The sequence below is a fragment of the Arenibacter hampyeongensis genome (genome assembly GCF_002909255.1).
Taxonomy (GTDB): Bacteria; Bacteroidota; Bacteroidia; order Flavobacteriales; family Flavobacteriaceae; genus Arenibacter; species Arenibacter hampyeongensis.
On record NZ_PIOB01000001.1, the window covers coordinates 876,259 to 893,137 of the forward strand.

The 16,879-nt window shown below is 39.6% G+C and carries 19 protein-coding genes; 9 read left to right on the forward strand and 10 right to left on the reverse strand.

The window, feature by feature from the left end:
- Positions 1 to 21: 21 nt before the first annotated feature.
- Genes CWD91_RS03530 through CWD91_RS03540 form a run of 3 tightly spaced genes read right to left on the reverse strand, consistent with a single transcriptional unit; the run spans position 22 to position 1,957 of the window.
- Positions 22 to 588: a hypothetical protein gene (locus CWD91_RS03530; protein WP_103439537.1), complete on the reverse strand. Its 567-nt coding sequence runs from the start codon at positions 586 to 588 to the stop codon at positions 22 to 24.
- A complete protein-coding gene (locus CWD91_RS03535; protein ID WP_103439538.1) occupies positions 578 to 1,141 on the reverse strand; it encodes a DNA-3-methyladenine glycosylase I in 564 nt (187 codons plus the stop codon). Before CWD91_RS03535 ends, CWD91_RS03530 begins: the two co-directional genes overlap by 11 nt.
- Before the next feature lie 60 nt (positions 1,142 to 1,201).
- Positions 1,202 to 1,957, reverse strand: coding sequence for a slipin family protein (locus tag CWD91_RS03540; protein ID WP_103439539.1), 756 nt, complete (start codon positions 1,955 to 1,957; stop codon positions 1,202 to 1,204).
- Between the two features lie 391 nt (positions 1,958 to 2,348).
- Here CWD91_RS03540 and CWD91_RS03545 point away from each other — a divergent pair, with 391 nt between their 5' ends.
- The 8 genes from CWD91_RS03545 (at position 2,349) to CWD91_RS03580 (ending at position 10,749) form a co-directional block, all read left to right on the forward strand.
- Positions 2,349 to 2,924: a phosphatase PAP2 family protein gene (locus tag CWD91_RS03545; protein WP_103439540.1), complete on the forward strand. Its 576-nt coding sequence runs from the start codon at positions 2,349 to 2,351 to the stop codon at positions 2,922 to 2,924.
- Between the two features lie 81 nt (positions 2,925 to 3,005).
- A complete protein-coding gene (locus CWD91_RS03550) occupies positions 3,006 to 4,322 on the forward strand; it encodes a gluconate:H+ symporter (protein WP_103439541.1) in 1,317 nt (438 codons plus the stop codon).
- Between the two features lie 14 nt (positions 4,323 to 4,336).
- Positions 4,337 to 4,801: a RidA family protein gene (locus CWD91_RS03555; RefSeq protein ID WP_103439542.1), complete on the forward strand. Its 465-nt coding sequence runs from the start codon at positions 4,337 to 4,339 to the stop codon at positions 4,799 to 4,801.
- A 16-nt stretch (positions 4,802 to 4,817) separates the two neighbouring features.
- Positions 4,818 to 5,930: a D-TA family PLP-dependent enzyme gene (locus CWD91_RS03560; RefSeq protein ID WP_103439543.1), complete on the forward strand. Its 1,113-nt coding sequence runs from the start codon at positions 4,818 to 4,820 to the stop codon at positions 5,928 to 5,930.
- Between the two features lie 62 nt (positions 5,931 to 5,992).
- Positions 5,993 to 7,057 carry a dipeptidase gene (locus CWD91_RS03565; protein ID WP_103439544.1) on the forward strand — a complete coding sequence of 355 codons (1,065 nt, stop codon included), beginning with the start codon at positions 5,993 to 5,995 and terminating at the stop codon, positions 7,055 to 7,057.
- A gap of 98 nt (positions 7,058 to 7,155) precedes the next feature.
- A complete protein-coding gene (locus CWD91_RS03570) occupies positions 7,156 to 7,797 on the forward strand; it encodes a hypothetical protein (protein WP_103439545.1) in 642 nt (213 codons plus the stop codon).
- A gap of 316 nt (positions 7,798 to 8,113) precedes the next feature.
- Positions 8,114 to 8,878: an SGNH/GDSL hydrolase family protein gene (locus tag CWD91_RS03575; RefSeq protein ID WP_103439546.1), complete on the forward strand. Its 765-nt coding sequence runs from the start codon at positions 8,114 to 8,116 to the stop codon at positions 8,876 to 8,878.
- Between the two features lie 134 nt (positions 8,879 to 9,012).
- Complete coding sequence (locus tag CWD91_RS03580) at positions 9,013 to 10,749, forward strand: ABC transporter ATP-binding protein (RefSeq protein ID WP_103439547.1); 1,737 nt, start codon at positions 9,013 to 9,015, stop codon at positions 10,747 to 10,749.
- 136 nt (positions 10,750 to 10,885) lie between these two features.
- Here the strand turns inward: CWD91_RS03580 and CWD91_RS03585 are convergent, their stop codons facing one another.
- From CWD91_RS03585 to trmB, 7 genes are all read right to left on the reverse strand, one after another.
- Positions 10,886 to 11,215, reverse strand: coding sequence for a 2Fe-2S iron-sulfur cluster-binding family protein (locus CWD91_RS03585; protein ID WP_103439548.1), 330 nt, complete (start codon positions 11,213 to 11,215; stop codon positions 10,886 to 10,888).
- Positions 11,216 to 11,285: 70 nt separating this feature from the next.
- Positions 11,286 to 12,344, reverse strand: coding sequence for an NAD(P)/FAD-dependent oxidoreductase (locus tag CWD91_RS03590; protein ID WP_103439549.1), 1,059 nt, complete (start codon positions 12,342 to 12,344; stop codon positions 11,286 to 11,288).
- Positions 12,345 to 12,416: 72 nt separating this feature from the next.
- Positions 12,417 to 12,656, reverse strand: coding sequence for a NifU family protein (locus CWD91_RS03595; protein WP_103439550.1), 240 nt, complete (start codon positions 12,654 to 12,656; stop codon positions 12,417 to 12,419).
- A gap of 2 nt (positions 12,657 to 12,658) precedes the next feature.
- Positions 12,659 to 13,801, reverse strand: coding sequence for an Mrp/NBP35 family ATP-binding protein (locus tag CWD91_RS03600; protein ID WP_103439551.1), 1,143 nt, complete (start codon positions 13,799 to 13,801; stop codon positions 12,659 to 12,661).
- A 152-nt stretch (positions 13,802 to 13,953) separates the two neighbouring features.
- The gene (locus tag CWD91_RS03605; protein ID WP_103439552.1) at positions 13,954 to 14,289 is read right to left on the reverse strand and encodes an MGMT family protein; all 336 of its coding nucleotides are present in this window, start codon (positions 14,287 to 14,289) and stop codon (positions 13,954 to 13,956) included.
- Complete coding sequence (locus CWD91_RS03610; protein WP_103439553.1) at positions 14,289 to 14,918, reverse strand: LysE family transporter; 630 nt, start codon at positions 14,916 to 14,918, stop codon at positions 14,289 to 14,291. Before CWD91_RS03610 ends, CWD91_RS03605 begins: the two co-directional genes overlap by 1 nt.
- A 3-nt stretch (positions 14,919 to 14,921) precedes the next feature.
- Positions 14,922 to 15,593: a tRNA (guanosine(46)-N7)-methyltransferase TrmB gene (trmB, locus tag CWD91_RS03615; RefSeq protein ID WP_103439554.1), complete on the reverse strand. Its 672-nt coding sequence runs from the start codon at positions 15,591 to 15,593 to the stop codon at positions 14,922 to 14,924.
- Positions 15,594 to 15,985: 392 nt separating this feature from the next.
- Here trmB and CWD91_RS03620 point away from each other — a divergent pair, with 392 nt between their 5' ends.
- On the forward strand, positions 15,986 to 16,864 hold the full coding sequence (locus tag CWD91_RS03620) for a hypothetical protein (RefSeq protein ID WP_103439889.1): 879 nt from the start codon (positions 15,986 to 15,988) through the stop codon (positions 16,862 to 16,864).
- Positions 16,865 to 16,879: the final 15 nt, after the last annotated feature.

A 16,879-nucleotide genomic window follows, 5' to 3' on the forward strand; every position in this document is an offset into this window, starting at 1 on the left:
TTTTAATTCCTATCCACACTTTCAATATAGCACATGGTCATAGTTGGCAGGCAAGGCCATTGTAATTTTTATCAAATTTCCCTCGGCATCGAATATTGCAATGAAGTCCTCCCTTTTATCCGCTTTTTTTCCGCGAAGCATAAGTTTATAGGTGTTGTTGGGCAATATCAGATTTTGAAAAGTATTTTTTAGTACATTTTCCAAGGAACCGGGGTAGCGCTGCTGGATATATTTAATTTTTATTTTTTTAAAATTCTCTTTTAGAAATGAATATATATTGGAATAGGTATCTGTTGGGATGTCCACTTCCTTTACGCCGAATCCTGTATTTTGTATCGCCCCCTTTTCGTTAAAATCAATATGATAATGCATTTTCCCTTTCCTAAATCTTAAGGTATAGGTAATCTGAGAGGAATCAACTTCTTTGTAGTACCTTAAGTTTTTAGCATCTTCCAAGGGAAGAGCTTCGAATTCTAAGGAAGGAAATTGTGATTTTTTAATACGATGTTCCCGTTCCAGTTTAGTTTGGGAATAACTTTTTAGGCTAAACATTATTAATAGCACTAAGATAATGTAGCTATACTTCATTATATCTAAAACAGTTTACCTCATGATCGTTTACCATACCCGTCGCTTGCATATGTGCATATATTACCGTGCTCCCCACAAATTTAAAACCACGTTTTTTTAAATCTTTACTTATGGCATCGGACAGAGGGGTATTGGCTGGCGCGCTTTTATAATCCTTATGTTTGTTTTTTATGGGCCGGCCATTGACAAATCCCCATACATACTTACTAAAACTCCCAAATTCCTTTTGTAATTTAATAAACTCTTGGGCATTGGTTACAGTGGCCCTTATCTTGAGCTTATTCCTGATAATTCCCTCATCCTGCAGCAGGCCTTCAATTTTATCTTCTCCATATTTGGCTATTTTTTTGTAATCAAAGCGGTCGAATGCCTTCCTAAAATTCTCCCTTTTTCTAAGTATGGTAATCCAGCTCAATCCGGCCTGAAAGGTTTCCAAAATCAAAAATTCAAAAAGAAGGGCATCATCCTTAACGGGGACACCCCATTCTTCGTCGTGGTACTTCTCGTAGAGGACATCTCCTTTGCACCAACCGCATCTATGTTTTTCCATTGTTGAAAATTAAACTTTCTTTAAAGATAAAGAAACCATGATTCTAACAAAGTACAGTAACTATTTTTTGTTTTTAGGTTTCTTTTTTGGGTTTCTGGGCAAAACCTCTTCTGGGAAGGGAAATAGGATGGTGGAGTTCTTTTCAGCAGCTATATTGGACAGGGTTTGGTAGAGTCTTAATTTTATTGCTGAGGGCGATTGATCGATTAACTTACCGGCTTCCAATAACTTTCCTGCGGCCTGTTCCTCGGCAAGTGCCAATATAATTCTCGCCCTTCGGGACCGTTCGGCTTCAGCCTGATTGGCCATCATACGCTTCATGTTTTCAGGTAGTTGAATGTCCTTAATTTTCACGTCAATAATTTCAATGCCCCATTCCTTGGTTTCCAGTTCAACAATGGCCTTTATATTCTTTCCCATTTCCTCGCGTTTGGACAGTATGGTGTCCAGTTCCACCTTTCCACAGACATCCCTCAATGCCGCCTGGGATAATTGTGTAATGGCAAACCTGTATTCTTCCACTTCCAGTACAGCTTTTTCGGGATTGTTTATTTTGAAGAAAACTACTCCATCTATACTACAGGGGACATTGTCCTCGGTCATTACTTCCTGGGAAATGATATTTATGGTGATAACCCGAATATCCACGGTTTGTATCGTCTCCACTAAGGGAATAATCCATCTAAAACCTGGCTGCAACGTTTTCACGTACTTTCCGAACCTAAATTTAAGGGCTCTTTTATATTCAAAAATAATACGTATTCCAGCTAACAAAAACAATACTAAAATGATGATGAACATAAAAGGTGCTGCCATGATATTTGCGATTTAAAATTGAAAAAAATTACTAATAATTTATTTGGACCAGAGAGAAATAAGTTACGTTTTATTTGGTCCAACAGTGGGCATCAGATTGGAATTTTACTGCTCCAATACTGTAAATGGCGATTCTCTTAAAATTACGAAAATTACGCAGGGGGTGAAAATATAATCGACCTTAAATTGAACAGTGTAATTTGGTATTGGATATTTTTTTATCTTCAAGCGTATAAAAGGGCCAATTGGTTATGGGGTTAATGGATTGTGGTAAGGTGCAATGGACAATTAGGTGGCCCTCGTGGATACCCTTTTTATTTAACTAACATTGTGCATAATCGTGATCAGATGTAAATTTTGTTTTAATAATGTATTTCTATAAAAATTGTACATGGGAAAGTGGTCGTTAAGGCTCATTTGTGCCTTCATTATTTTATGCGTTAAAAGTTATTCCCAGGACACTGAGGGGGGTCATGAAAAGTGGGAGTTCGTATTGGAAGACACTGGGGACGTTTTGCAACTGGCCCTTCCCATTACCGCAGGTATCATGACCTTGATTCACAAAGATTACAAGGGTGCCAAAAAATTGGCTTTTTCGTATGGCACTACCATGGCATTGACATACTCCTTAAAACATTTTACCAAAAAAGAAAGGCCTGAGGGTAGAAAGCTTTATGATTCCTTCCCTTCCGGTCATACTTCATCCGCCTTTTCGGGGGCATCATTTATTCAGCGCAGGTATGGTTGGAACTATGGTATTCCGGCCTATCTTCTGGCAAGTGTCGTTGCCGTAAGTAGAACGGAAGGCCCAGACGGATACCATGATTTCTGGGATGTATTTGCCGGTGCCGCTATAGGAATTGGCAGCACTTATATTTTTACCAAACCCTATAAAAAAGAGCAGATGAAACTGGGCTTTGCTAGTTATCGAGACACCTATTCCTTGACCTTTAGTTACCAATTCTAAATTTTTTCCAAAGGGATGACAATTTTATAGAGTGATATAGTATATTTAAGAATTGTATATAATTAACTACCAAACCATAATATGCCTTTACTAATTGTTGTACTAGGATTAATTCTTCTCTTTTTACTTATTGCAAAATTCAAACTGAACGCCTTTATTTCATTTATTATCGTGTCGCTTGCGGTGGGTATTGCCGAGGGAATGGAATTGCAGGGAGTAATACAATCCATTCAAAATGGAATTGGGAATACTCTAGGTTTCCTGGTAATTATTCTGGGTTTGGGGGCAATGTTGGGCAAATTGGTTGCAGACAGTGGTGCGGCACAACAAATAACGACCAAATTGGTGGCCAAATTTGGGGTCAAGAATATTCAATGGGCTTTGGTGTTGACCGGTTTTATTGTGGGCATTCCCATGTTCTATTCCGTAGGTTTTGTAATATTGATTCCCTTGATTTTTACAATTGCGGCTTCAACTGGGTTGCCATTATTATATGTGGGCCTACCAATGATCGCATCACTTTCCGTAACACATGGTTTTCTTCCGCCCCATCCTGCACCTACGGCGATAGCTTTAATGTTTAATGCCGATATAGGCAAGACCCTTTTATATGGTACCATCATTGCAATTCCGGCCATTGTATTGGCAGGTCCGGTTTTTTCGCGTACCATTAAAAATATTACGGCCACTCCAATAAAGGAATTTGTAAACCCGACAATTCTAAAAGAGGAAGAAATGCCAGGAATAAATATCAGTATTTTTACCGCACTTCTACCGGTTATATTGATTATGTTGGCCACTGCTGCCGATCTTTTATTGCCCAAGGATGCCGCAGTTTTACCTGTTGTCAATTTTATAGGTAACCCGGTAATTGCGATGTTGATTGCCGTATTGGTGGCCATTTATACACTGGGTCTTGCCAGGGGGAAAGAAATGACCGAAATAATGGGGTCTGTTGCAAGTTCCATTTCAGGGATAACCATGGTACTCTTAATTATTGCAGGTGCAGGAGCACTAAAGGAGGTATTGGTGGACAGTGGAGTTAGTGATTATATTGCCAATATCTTAAAGGATTCCAGTTTTTCCCCTTTGCTCTTGGCATGGCTCGTAGCAACTGTGATAAGGGTATGTGTAGGTTCGGCTACTGTTGCGGGACTGACTACGGCAGGTATCGTAATGCCGCTTATAGGCGCTACCGGGGTAAGTGCGGAATTAATGGTGTTGGCCATAGGGTCGGGGAGTTTAATGCTTTCCCATGTAAACGATGGCGGATTCTGGTTGTTTAAGGAATATTTCAACCTATCCATAAAGGACACCTTAAAAACCTGGACGGTTATGGAAACCACCGTGGGCGTAATGGGGTTGATAGGAGTAATGATTTTAAGTTTGTTTGTTTAACTAAAGTAAATATTATGAGCAATTCAACTACCGATAGAATTATGGAATTGGGCTTGGTTTTTCCTCCAGCCCCTAAGCCGGCCGGAGTATACAGGCCTATTTTGGTAGTGGATAAATTTTTATATGTTTCTGGCCAGGGTCCAATTCAGAACGATGGTTCTTTAATAATCGGGATAGCAGGATTTGATATGAATGCGGACGAAGCCAAACTAGCTGCCAGACAGGTTGGCCTAACCATGCTTTCCACGATTCAGACACATTTTGGTAGTCTGGACAAAATAAAGCGGGTAGTGAAAGTTTTGGGAATGGTAAATTCAACCCCGGATTTTGGAAAGCAACCCTATGTTATTAATGGCTTTAGTGAATTGATGGCCGATGTTTTCGGAAAAGAAAATGGAATAGGGGTGCGCAGTGCTGTGGGGATGATGCTACCCGATAACATCCCAGTAGAAGTAGAGGCCATGTTTGAGCTTCATTGATACTAAACACAAAGTTATGATGAACAATGATTGGTATAAAATTACCGACCCAGAAAATATTATTACTCCCGCACTTTTGGTTTATCCAGATCGGATAGAAAAAAACATTGCAACCATGATTGCTATGGCCGGTGGCACCCAATACCTTAGACCTCATATAAAAACACATAAAACTTCCGAAATTGTTCACCTACAAATGAAGCATGGCATTAAAAAATTTAAGTGTGCCACCATTGCTGAAGCCGAACTTTTGGGTAAATGCGGGGTAAAAGACATCCTTCTGGCAATGCAACCGGTAGGGCCCAATATAGACCGATTTTTCGGTTTGATTGCGGAATATCCAAACAGTACATTTTCCACTATTGTCGATGATCTGGAAATTATTGAACAAATTGCAGGAATTGCTGATGGCAAGGGTATTCAAGTGCCACTGTGGTTGGATATAAACAATGGGATGAACAGAACAGGAATTCAGCCCAATGCACAAGCTGTGGAATTGTGCAAACACATATATAAGAAACCCAACCTACTTGCTGCAGGATTACATGTTTATGACGGGCATATCCACAATAAAGATCTATCTGAAAGAGAGGAAAAATGCAATGAAGATTTTGAAGCGGTTCTGGATTTGAGAAGAACTTTGGAGGAACTAGATATTCATGTTCCTTGTATTGTGGCAGGCGGCTCCCCAACATTTCCCATTCATCTAAAGCGTGAGGGGGTGGAGACCAGTCCAGGAACAACACTATTATGGGATGCTGGCTATGCCGCTTCATACAAAGACATGGATTTCATTCCAGCTGCGGTTTTGTTGACCAGGGCAATAAGCAAGCCTAAACCCAATTTGGTCTGCTTTGACCTAGGTCATAAACACATGGCTCCTGAAATGACTTTTCCGAGGGTATTGCTGTTGGAAGGGGAAGGGTGTACGCAAATAGGGCAGAGCGAGGAACATTTGGTGGTACAATGCCTTGATGAAGACAAGTTTAAAGTGGGAGATGTGGCCTATGCCATCCCGGTACATATTTGCCCAACTGTGGCCAAATATAATGAAGTCCTAACGGTAGTTGATGGGAGCTTAACCAGCTCTTGGAAGGTAGCCGCAAGAAATTTAAAAATAAATATATAAACCTTCCGGTAAAAGCTGCCTTGATCAAAGGATAGCCTGCAAACAGGATAAAATTAAAAAACATGTTCGTATTTGATGCCCATTTAGACCTTGCTATGAATGCCATGGAATGGAATAGGGATTTAACCTGGACCGTAGCCGATATTAGGGAAAGTGAAGTGGGCATGCGAGATAAACCGGATAGGGCAAGGAATACGGTCTCTTTTGAGGCTTTGCGGAAGGGAAATATTGGCCTATGTGTGGCTACCCAAATAGCGAGATTTGTAAAGAGGGAAAATCACTTGCCTGGATGGAAATCTCCCCACCAGGCCTGGGCACAGACCCAGGGACAGTTGGCTTGGTACAGGGCTATGGAGGAAATTGGGGAACTGGTCCAAATTAGGAATTTGTCCGAGTTGGAAGCACATTTGGACTTATGGAAAAATGGCAAGGACAAAAATCCCATTGGCTATATACTTAGTTTGGAAGGTGCCGATTCCATAATTTCTTTGGAACATCTGGAACGATCATATGAACAAGGTCTCAGGGCTATTGGTCCTGCGCATTATGGCCCGGGCACCTATGCACATGGTACGGATTCAGTTGGAGGGATTGGCCAAAAGGGTAAGGAGTTATTAAAGGAGATAGAACGATTAAACCTAATTCTGGATGCCACTCATTTATGCGATGTTAGTTTTTGGGAAACCATGAAGGCCTACAATGGTCCGGTCTGGGCAAGCCACAACAATTGTCGGAAATTTGTTGACCATAATAGACAATTCTCGGATGAGCAAATTGGGGAACTTATTGGTAGGAATTCTGTAATTGGCATAGCACTGGATGCTTGGATGATGGTTCCCAATTGGGTACGAGGGGTTTCAACACCTGAGGGAATGGGTGTAACCCTTGCACAAATGATAAACAACATTGATCATATTTGCCAGTTATCTGGAAATTCCCTGCATGTTGGGATAGGAACCGATCTTGATGGCGGCTTTGGGAAAGAGCAATGTCCGTCCGATCTAGATACGATAGCGGACCTTCAAAAGGTTCCTAAGCTACTTTCCGAAAGAGGCTATTCGGAAACGGATATTGAAAATATAATGAGCAAAAATTTTATAGGGTTTTTAAAAAAAGTGTGGAATTGATCGGTGTTTTTTTAAATTGCCCATATTTAACAGCATTTTAGATACACATGGCAAGGTATTTGATATTTTTGTAGCTGATTCGTACCTTAATCGGCCATATGAGAATTGTATTTTTATTTTGCATTCTGTTTTTATTTTCCCAGCTGGGTATGGGGCAGACTGATCTTCCTACGACCAATCCTTTAAAAATTGAAGGAGACAAAGGAGTTAGGGAAAACCCCAACCAAGGAACTGCATTGAATTTTCCTTCCGTTATTACCTTAAAACCTACTGCCAATCTTAAGGACTCCCTTACGGCCAGAAATATTAAAATGCTTCCGGACAGGGAGTTGGTACAGGCAGGCTATGGTTTAAAGATAGACCCTAAAGTTGGTGTAAAGGAAAAGGAAGGCTCTTCCACCTTTTTTGGAAATATGTATTTGGGCGATATTAAAAGCAATGGAAAATTTGTGGGTATTGTTTGCCGAGATCACGAATATGTAGATGGTGACAGGGTTAGGATATTGCTCAATGATAAAGTGGTAGAACCTAATATTTTTCTAACAGGTTCCTTTAAGGGCATCAACCTGGATTTACAAAAAGGTTTTAATAAAATTGATTTTGAGGCATTGAACCAGGGTACTTCCGGACCTAATACGGCTCAAGTTAATGTATATGACGATGAAGGTAAAATGATACATTCCAATATGTGGAATTTATCCACCGGCTCCAAAGCCACCATTATAATTATAAAGGAATAGCCTAAGAAAAAACGTAAACACTTACCAATATGAAAGGATATTACTATTTGTTGATTATTAACCTATTGCTTATTCTTATCCCATATTCCTTAAGAATCTTTAGAAATTTTAAACGTAACAAGAACTGATGGTTTGGATACAAATCGATTTTTTATTGATTTAGCAATCTTAATAGTCAGGTGAATAAACCGTATCCATCCTTTTAAATCAATTCCATTCTTATTGGAATAAAGATCATGGGATTATAATTGATTTCGGTGGTTTGGATTGCTTAAAACCTCGGGACCCTATTTTACGTAAATAATGTAAAACATTTATGATGCGGTTGACTTTCTTGTTTGTATTGGCCATTATCTTCTCCAGTTGTTCCCAAGAAAAGGACATGCTTCCTTATGAACCCTCCATAGACATGATATTGGATCCTGGGTCCTCTACTACCATCCCCAACGAAATACCCGGACCACATTTAAACGAATCAGGGGTCTATAACTATTTGGCCTTGGGCGATAGTTATACTATTGGCGCAAGTGTTGAAAGAGCTGAAAGCTTCCCTATTCAGTTAAAAGATAGATTGGAACAGGGACTTAAGCTGAAAGTCAATACCGAGATTATTGCCGTCACCGGATGGCGTACCGATAATTTATTGGATGTAGTAAATAGAGGAACCAAGCTGCCGTCCTACGATTTGGTAACGCTTTTAATTGGGGTGAACAACCAATACCAGGGTAAACCATTTAGGACATATACCAAGGAGTTTCCCCAACTTCTGGAAAGGGCAATTGCATTGGCTTATGGCAATCCAAAAAATGTAGTTGTTATTTCCATTCCAGATTATTCCTTTACTCCTTTTGGGGAGGGTAGAAATACAGATAAAATCACCAAGGAAATTGATGAATACAATTCCTTTGCGGAAGCTACTGCCCTTCAAAACGGAGTGCCATTTATAAATATTACGGATATAACACGTAACGGCCTGTCCAATCCCGAATTGGTGGCTGGCGATGGGCTGCATCCATCAAAAGAAGCATATAAGAGATTCGTGGATGAATTATATCCGGTAGTACTTCCTATTTTTGAATAATACCCATTTCATTTTTAAAGTAACCTGGCTAGCTTGGAGCCGGAAACAGGAGATGAAGTTTTCCTAATTCAATTAGGGATAACTTTAAGTACATTTACACCTTGGAAATATCTTCAATAAAAATATAATTCAAAATGTCCGATAAAAAAGTTAGTATTCTTACCGCCTTTAAAACTATAATTTGGCCACGACGCAATATGGTTTTTATTGGGCTGTTCTTGATCGTAATAAGTAATGCCGCCAATTTCGTAGGCCCTATCTCCTTGAAATATTTTATGGACGATGTTATACCCAATAAAAATATGGATATGCTCAAAATTTTGGTAGGCGTGGTAATCCTGTCTATTTTGGTACGGGCCGTAACCTCCTTTATGTTGACAAGAATTTTAAGTGTTCAGGCCCAATACCTTATCTCGGAGTTAAGGGCTCAAGTACAGAAAAAAGTGCTTTCACTCCCGATCCGCTTTTTTGACAATGCTAAATCCGGAGCCTTGGTTTCCCGTATAATGTCTGATGTAGAGGGGGTTCGGAATCTTATTGGTACAGGACTGGTCCAATTGGTAGGTGGAAGTATTACAGCAATTGGAGCCCTGGTGTACATGTTGTATATAAGTCCGTCCATGACCTTATTTACGTTTATACCATTGGCTATTTTTGCCTTTATCGCGTTGAAGGCATTCAAGATTATTAGACCTATATTTAGAAATCGAGGCAAAATAAATGCTGAGGTTACAGGTAGGCTCACCGAAACGCTCGGTGGTATAAGGGTGATTAAAGGCTTTAATGCAGAGGAGCAGGAGACCAAGGTTTTTGAGAATGGCGTGGAGCTGTTGTTTCAAAATGTAAAAAAGAGCCTTACGGCAACCGCTTTTATGACCAGTTCGGCCACTTTTTTAATCGGTATCGCCACTACAGGAATTATGGGGATTGGGGGGTATAAAATCATGTATGAAGGACTGAGTATTGGGGATTTTTTGTCTTTCACCTTTGTTTTGGCAATTATGATTGCACCCATCGTGCAAATGAGCAATATTGGTAGTCAACTTACAGAGGCACTTGCCGGTCTTGACCGGACGGAAGAGCTAATGAATATGACCCCAGAAGCCAATGATGAGGAGAGAACAATTGTGCTGGATAAAATAAAAGGGGATATAGCCTTTAAGGATGTGTCCTTTGCCTACGAAGAGGATAAGGATGTATTGCACAATGTTAGTTTTGAAGTGAAGTCCGGCAATGTGGTTGCTCTTGTGGGTAGTTCCGGTTCAGGGAAATCAACGATTGCCGGTTTGGCAGCAACATTTCTAAATCCCTTATCAGGGACCATTACTGTGGATGATCAAGATCTTTCTAAAGTGGATCTGAGTAGCTATCGCAGAAATTTAGGGGTTGTGCTGCAGGACGAATTTTTGTTTGAAGGTACAATTAGGGACAATATTATGTTCCCTAGACCCAATGCCACTGAGGAAGAAGTTCTAATGGCCGTTAAGGCAGCGTACGTGGATGAATTTACAGATAGGTTCGAAAAAGGTTTGGATACTTTGATCGGGGAGCGGGGAGTGAAGCTGTCAGGTGGACAAAGGCAGCGAATCGCCATAGCCAGGGCGGTCTTGGCCAATCCTAAAATTTTAATATTAGACGAGGCTACTTCCAATTTGGATACGGAAAGTGAGGCTTTGATACAGAAAAGTTTGGCCGCTCTAACCGAAGGACGAACTACCTTTGTCATCGCCCACAGATTGAGTACCATTAGGAAAGCCAATCAGATTCTTGTAATAGAAGATGGTCGTATTGCGGAAAAAGGCACGCATGACGAACTTATTGCAAAAGAAGGACGATATTATAACCTATTTACCTATCAGGCGAGGATATAATAACATTGTTGTAAATCATGAATCCATGTTTGTTTTTGGGATACACGGCAATTGTTCCCAATTATATGTATTGGCAACAAAGTAAATCGATAATAAGGCTATAAGTTTTCCCTTTTACAAAGGGTTGAGGAAAAATTTAGCTTTCCGGAGCCAACTCTACTTCCAGTCCTTCCAAATCCTCGGTGATATGTATTTGGCAACCCAAGCGGCTGTTGTCCTTTACATTGAAGGCCTCTGCAAGCATGGCATCCTCATCATCGGACATTTCTGGTAGTTGGTGGTCAGACGCTACATAGCACTGGCAGGAAGCACACATGGCCATACCGCCACATATACCAATGGTTCCTTCTGGAGCAAGTTCGTAGGAACGAACTATTTCCATAAGGTTCATATTCATATCAGTGGGCGCATCTACCTCGTGTACAACCCCATCCCTATCCTTAATCTTTATTTTAACATCGCTCATGCCAGAAATATTCTTTTTTGGTAATAGGCAGCAAATTTAAGGGATTTACTTTAGGAAATAGTTGTTTTTTTTAATCAATGGACTTTACCACAGCTTTAGGCGCTTCCTTTTTACTTCCATCGAAACCGGATACACCGCCTACGGTGGTATATTTCATAACATATTTTTTGTCCGGGAAAATACGTTGATAGGCGCTTTGGCACATTAGGGTTGCCTCATGAAAACCACAAAGAATCAATTTTAATTTACCGGGATAAGTGTTTACATCTCCTATGGCATAAATGCCAGGGATATTGGTTTGATAGTCGAAAGTATTTACTTTAATGGCGTTTTTCTCAATTTCCAATCCCCAATTCCCAATGGGGCCAAGCTTTGGGGAAAGCCCGAACAAGGGAATAAATTCGTCTATTTCCTTAATAATTTCCTCTTCCCGTTCACCGGACTTATTGATTACCACTGCCTCTAGTTTTCCGGCACCTCTTAAATCCACTACTTCTGCGGGAGTAATGAGATTTATTTTTCCTAGATTTTTTAGGGTCTGTACTTTTTCTACAGAATCCAATGCACCTCTAAATTCATTTCTCCTGTGCACCAAAGTTACCTCGGAGGCCACATCGGCCAAAAAGATACTCCAGTCCAAGGCAGAATCCCCTCCACCTGCGATCAGTACTTTTTTATTGCGATAAACTTCAGGATCCTTAATAAAATAAGCAACACCTTTATCCTCAAAAGCACTAAGATTATTTATTAAGGGTTTCCTTGGCTCAAAACTGCCAAGGCCACCGGCAATGGCAATAATAGGAGCATTGTGTTTGGTGCCTTTGTTGGTGGTTACCAAAAAAGTACCGTCATCCAATTTTTCTATGGTATTGGCGCGTTCGCCCAAAGTAAATCCCGGTTGAAATGCCTTGATCTGTTCCATAAGGTTATTTACCAGATCACCTGCCAAAACCTCTGGAAAGCCTGGAATATCGTAAATGGGTTTTTTGGGATATATTTCGGAACACTGCCCTCCTGCCTGTGGCAATGCGTCTATTAGATGGCACTTAAGTTGTAAAAGACCTGCTTCAAATACTGCAAAAAGACCTGTTGGGCCGGCACCAATAATTAGAATGTCTGTTTTAATCATGGAGAAATGAACTTAAAATAGCTACAAAGCTAAAAAAGGAGTTGATAATTGTTTATGATAAAAGTCAGGTGCTTAGTCAACATTAATAACCTCCATTATTTGTGGAGCATATTTTTTTATGGTCATTTCAACACCACTTTTAAGGGTCATCTGGTTTACGGTACAGCCTACACACGCCCCTTCCAACCGTACCTTAACGGAAATGTCGTTATCTATGGAAATAAGGGAAATGTCCCCTCCATCACTTTGTAAAAAAGGGCGGATTTCCTCCAAAGCTTTTTCCACGTTATTTTTAAGTTCAATCGATGTCATAATTACTTCTTTTTAACAGCTGCACAACCCGCCATTGTAGTTATTTTAATAGCCTCTGTTGGAGGTAAATTTTTGTTTCTTCCCACCACTTCCTGAACTACATTTTTCGTAATTTCCTCAAAAGCGATTTCAATTGCAGTTGCTGTTTGTAGTGCCGCCGGCCTTCCTACATCACCTGCTTCCCTAATACTTTGTATAAGTGGAATCTCCCCTAAAAACGGTACATTTAAATCTTCGGCCAAATGTTTGGCACCTTCTTTTCCAAAAATGTAATATTTATTATTGGGCAATTCTTCAGGTGTAAAGTACGCCATATTTTCCACGATTCCCAGTACTGGAACATTTATGGAATCTTGTTGAAACATCGCTACTCCCTTGCGGGCATCTGCCAAGGCCACTTCCTGTGGGGTACTTACTACCACTGCACCTGTAATTGGTAAGGATTGCATTATGCTTAAATGTATATCCCCTGTTCCCGGAGGAAGATCTAACAACATAAAATCCAATTCTCCCCAATGCGCATCGAATATCATTTGATTTAACGCTTTGGCAGCCATTGGCCCACGCCAAATTACGGCCTGATTGGGTTGGGTGAAAAAGCCAATGGATAAAATCTTGACCCCATAATTCTCTACGGGCTTCATTTTCGATTTTCCTTCGATTTTGACGGCCAAGGGCTTTTCTAGAGTTACATCGAACATGATAGGCATTGAAGGGCCATAAATATCAGCATCCAACAGACCTACTTTAAATCCCATTTTTGCTAAGGTTACCGCCAAATTTGCCGTAACTGTAGATTTTCCAACTCCTCCTTTTCCGGAAGCAACTGCAATTATATTTTTGATACCGGGAATGGCTTTGCCCTTGATCTCATTTACCTTAGGCTTGGCAGCCGGGGCATCAACCTTTACATTTACGGTAATTTTAGCCTTGTTATACACTTTGTCGTGAATAACCTTTAAAATTTCAACCTCGGTTTTCTTTCTTGCCTGCAAACTGGGGTTGGAAATGGTGAGATCCACAACAACCTCGTCCCCAAAAACCATAATATTTTTTACGGCGCCACTTTCAACCATATTTTGTCCTTCTCCTGGGACAGTAATATTTTCGAGCGCTTTCAGTATGTCTTTCTTGTCTAATTTCATCCTAAACCATTCTTATTCAGTTATTATTAAAACTGATTCTAAATTACAAAGATAGGGCTTAGGAGCGAGATTATGAAGGAAGGGAATTGAAAAGTAAAATAAGGTAATAAGTATCCTCTATATGGCAGTATCTATTCAAAATTATTGGCAAATCACCTTAATTCCAGCCAAGGGTCCCAAAAGTGATCTTCGAAATCCACGATTTGATTATCCACCACTTTTATTCCCTCATTTTCCAATAACTGCTGCATTAAATTTGTGCCGTCAAAATGATGTTTCCCTGTTAATAGTCCCTTTCTATTTACTACCCTGTGGGCGGGGATATCCCCTATTTTATGTGCTCCGTTCATGGCCCAACCAACCATTCTGGCACTTCTTGCAGTTCCTAAATATTTGGCTATGGCCCCATACGAAGTAACCCGTCCATATGGTATTTGTCTGGACACTGCATAGACCTTTTCAAAAAAGTTCTGATTTTCGGGTTTCATCAGGTATAAAATATTCGAATTAAAGTAATTACTAATAGTACCAGCATTAATGCACTCAAAATGTAATTGGAGTTTTTTGAAAATCCATTGTTTTTGGTTTCCAATTTGGTGAAATAGACCGTATACAGATAGAGTACCGTAAAAGTGCCGCATCCTGCTGCAAGTATGAAGGTTGCTATATCGCGAAATTGAAATTTTATCCAGCCGGAGGCATTCCACATGGCATTTAAACCACTGTAATATGGAATGGTAAGTAAATTTACTGCTGCCAACAATATCCCTTTAAAGAAACTATTTCTCTTGCTTACCTTTACTATTTTGGGTCTTTCCAGTTTGTTTTTCTTACCCTTTAGAAAGAAATAGATGGTAAAAAAAGCAAAGACAATAAGGGCTATTTTTAAAAGTAGGTCTATAATCTCCGGATGTTTGAAAAGAAATTTGGAAATCAACACGGAAATATAGGCTTGGATAATAATCATGGTAGAAACCCCAAGACTAAAAATAATACCATTGGTCTTACCCTTTTCCACACTAATTTTTGCAGCATTCATGTTCAATAAACCTGGTGGAACAGTGGCCATGAAGGCTGCCGAAAAGGTGACAAAAAAAAGGATTAGTAAGTGTTCCATGGTTTAACTTATTCTAAACTTGATATAAGTGATCGGTTTTCCTTTTTCAAGATACTGTTTTTCGTAGAAAGTCTGTATTTCCAAAACCTCTTTTGGGCTACCTTCATTTTTGTATACATCGTGATTGGCATAAAGGACTTCCAATCCTTTTCCGTGTAAAAGGCCCAAGGTATAGCCGTGCATAAATTCACTATCGGTTTTCAGATTAACTACACCATCTTCCTTTAGAATCAATTTGTATTTCTCCAAAAAAACCTCGTTGGTAAGTCGGTGCTTGGTACGCTTATATTTAATTTGGGGATCTGGAAAGGTAATCCAGATTTCGGAAACTTCGTTGGCGGCAAAAAGTCCGTCTATCAGTTCTATCTGGGTACGCAAAAAGGCAACATTGCTTATTTTTTCATCTATGGCCGTTTTTGCCCCTCGCCAAAATCGAGCGCCCTTTATATCAATTCCGATAAAGTTTTTATTTTTGTTTTGCTGGGCCATCCCAATGGTATACTCCCCTTTACCGCAGCCCAGTTCCAAAACTAAAGGATTGTCATTGCCAAAAAATTCGTTCCATTTGCCTCTTAAGGAGAAAGTACCATTTGTAATTTCCTCCCTGTTGGGTTGAACTACATTCTTAAAAGTTTCATTCTCCTTGAATCGCTTCAGCTTATTTTTACTTCCCACGGGTACTATTCATTTAAATATTTGGCAAAGCTAATGAAATCTACGTTTGTTCCTAATATAGAGTGCTTGGCATTGGGAATTGTTGATACTACTTTTTCGGATTTTTTTAATCAAAGCCGAATATGTGTCATGATGCCCTAGATAAAAACTAACTTAAAAAAATATTTTGTAATAAATATGTGATACTTTTTAAAGACTTTTATACCAATTAGGAAAATCTACCAGTGGGCCATCTTTTTAAAGCTAGATTTGAAAGTTTTTTGGCCTTTAATGGATTTTATTGGCAATTTTCCGATTATCTATTGAAGATAAAAGATATATTTTATCCCAATGTGCGTATTTTGGAAATTCGATGGCCTTTTATAATTAACGAACCAAAACACAGTATAGAAATGAAAAACGTTCAAAACAAATGGCCTTTAATGGTGACTTTCTTTGTTTTTACCATGGGCATATCCCAAGATTTCGATCAGGATGCGGATAGTAATATTCAACAGTACACCCCCTCAAAATTAATGGGAAAGGGGCAATGGGACTTAAAGTGGTTTAATAATCTTTATACAGAAACGAAAAGTACTTTTTCCAGTGGTACGGAGGCGAGAAAAACATTTTTCACCTCTACAATTGAAGTGTACACGGGCATGGCTGAAAATAATAGATGGAATCTTGGTGCTATTGTAGAGCTAAGATCCAATGTTGTCGGTGGGAGGAACGCATTGGATGTTTTTAAGTTTGATGGTGAAAATACTACGGCCAGGTCTGGGATAACATCGATAGCCCCTTCGGTAAAATTTGTTCCTATTGAATCACTGAATAATTTTTCGGTACAGAGCTCCTTTTTTATTCCCCTTGTGGATAATGAAACCGAAAATGGGGTGTTTTTGGATCAGAAGGGATATATATGGCAGAACCGATTTTTTTATGACCTTACATTTTCCAATAGAAAATGGCAATTATTTACAGAACTTAACTCCGAATTAAGTTTCGGAAAGGGCGGCGAAAGCTTTGCCAATAATAGCTTAAACTTGTCGCCAGGAGTATTTCTAAGTTATTTTCCAAGTTCCAGTTTCACCATTTTAGCTTTGGCGCAACATTCCCAAAGGTTGGATTTGGGTAATAATTTTGCCCAAAATTATACGGCCTTAGGAGGTGGGGTGAAATATCAGTTAACAAATGCGATAAATATTGAAGCCTTATACACCAATTTTGTTAGAGGTGGAAACACAGGTTTAGGGCAGACATTTAACTTAGGACTTCGGGCTATTTTTTAGAATGATCAATATAAA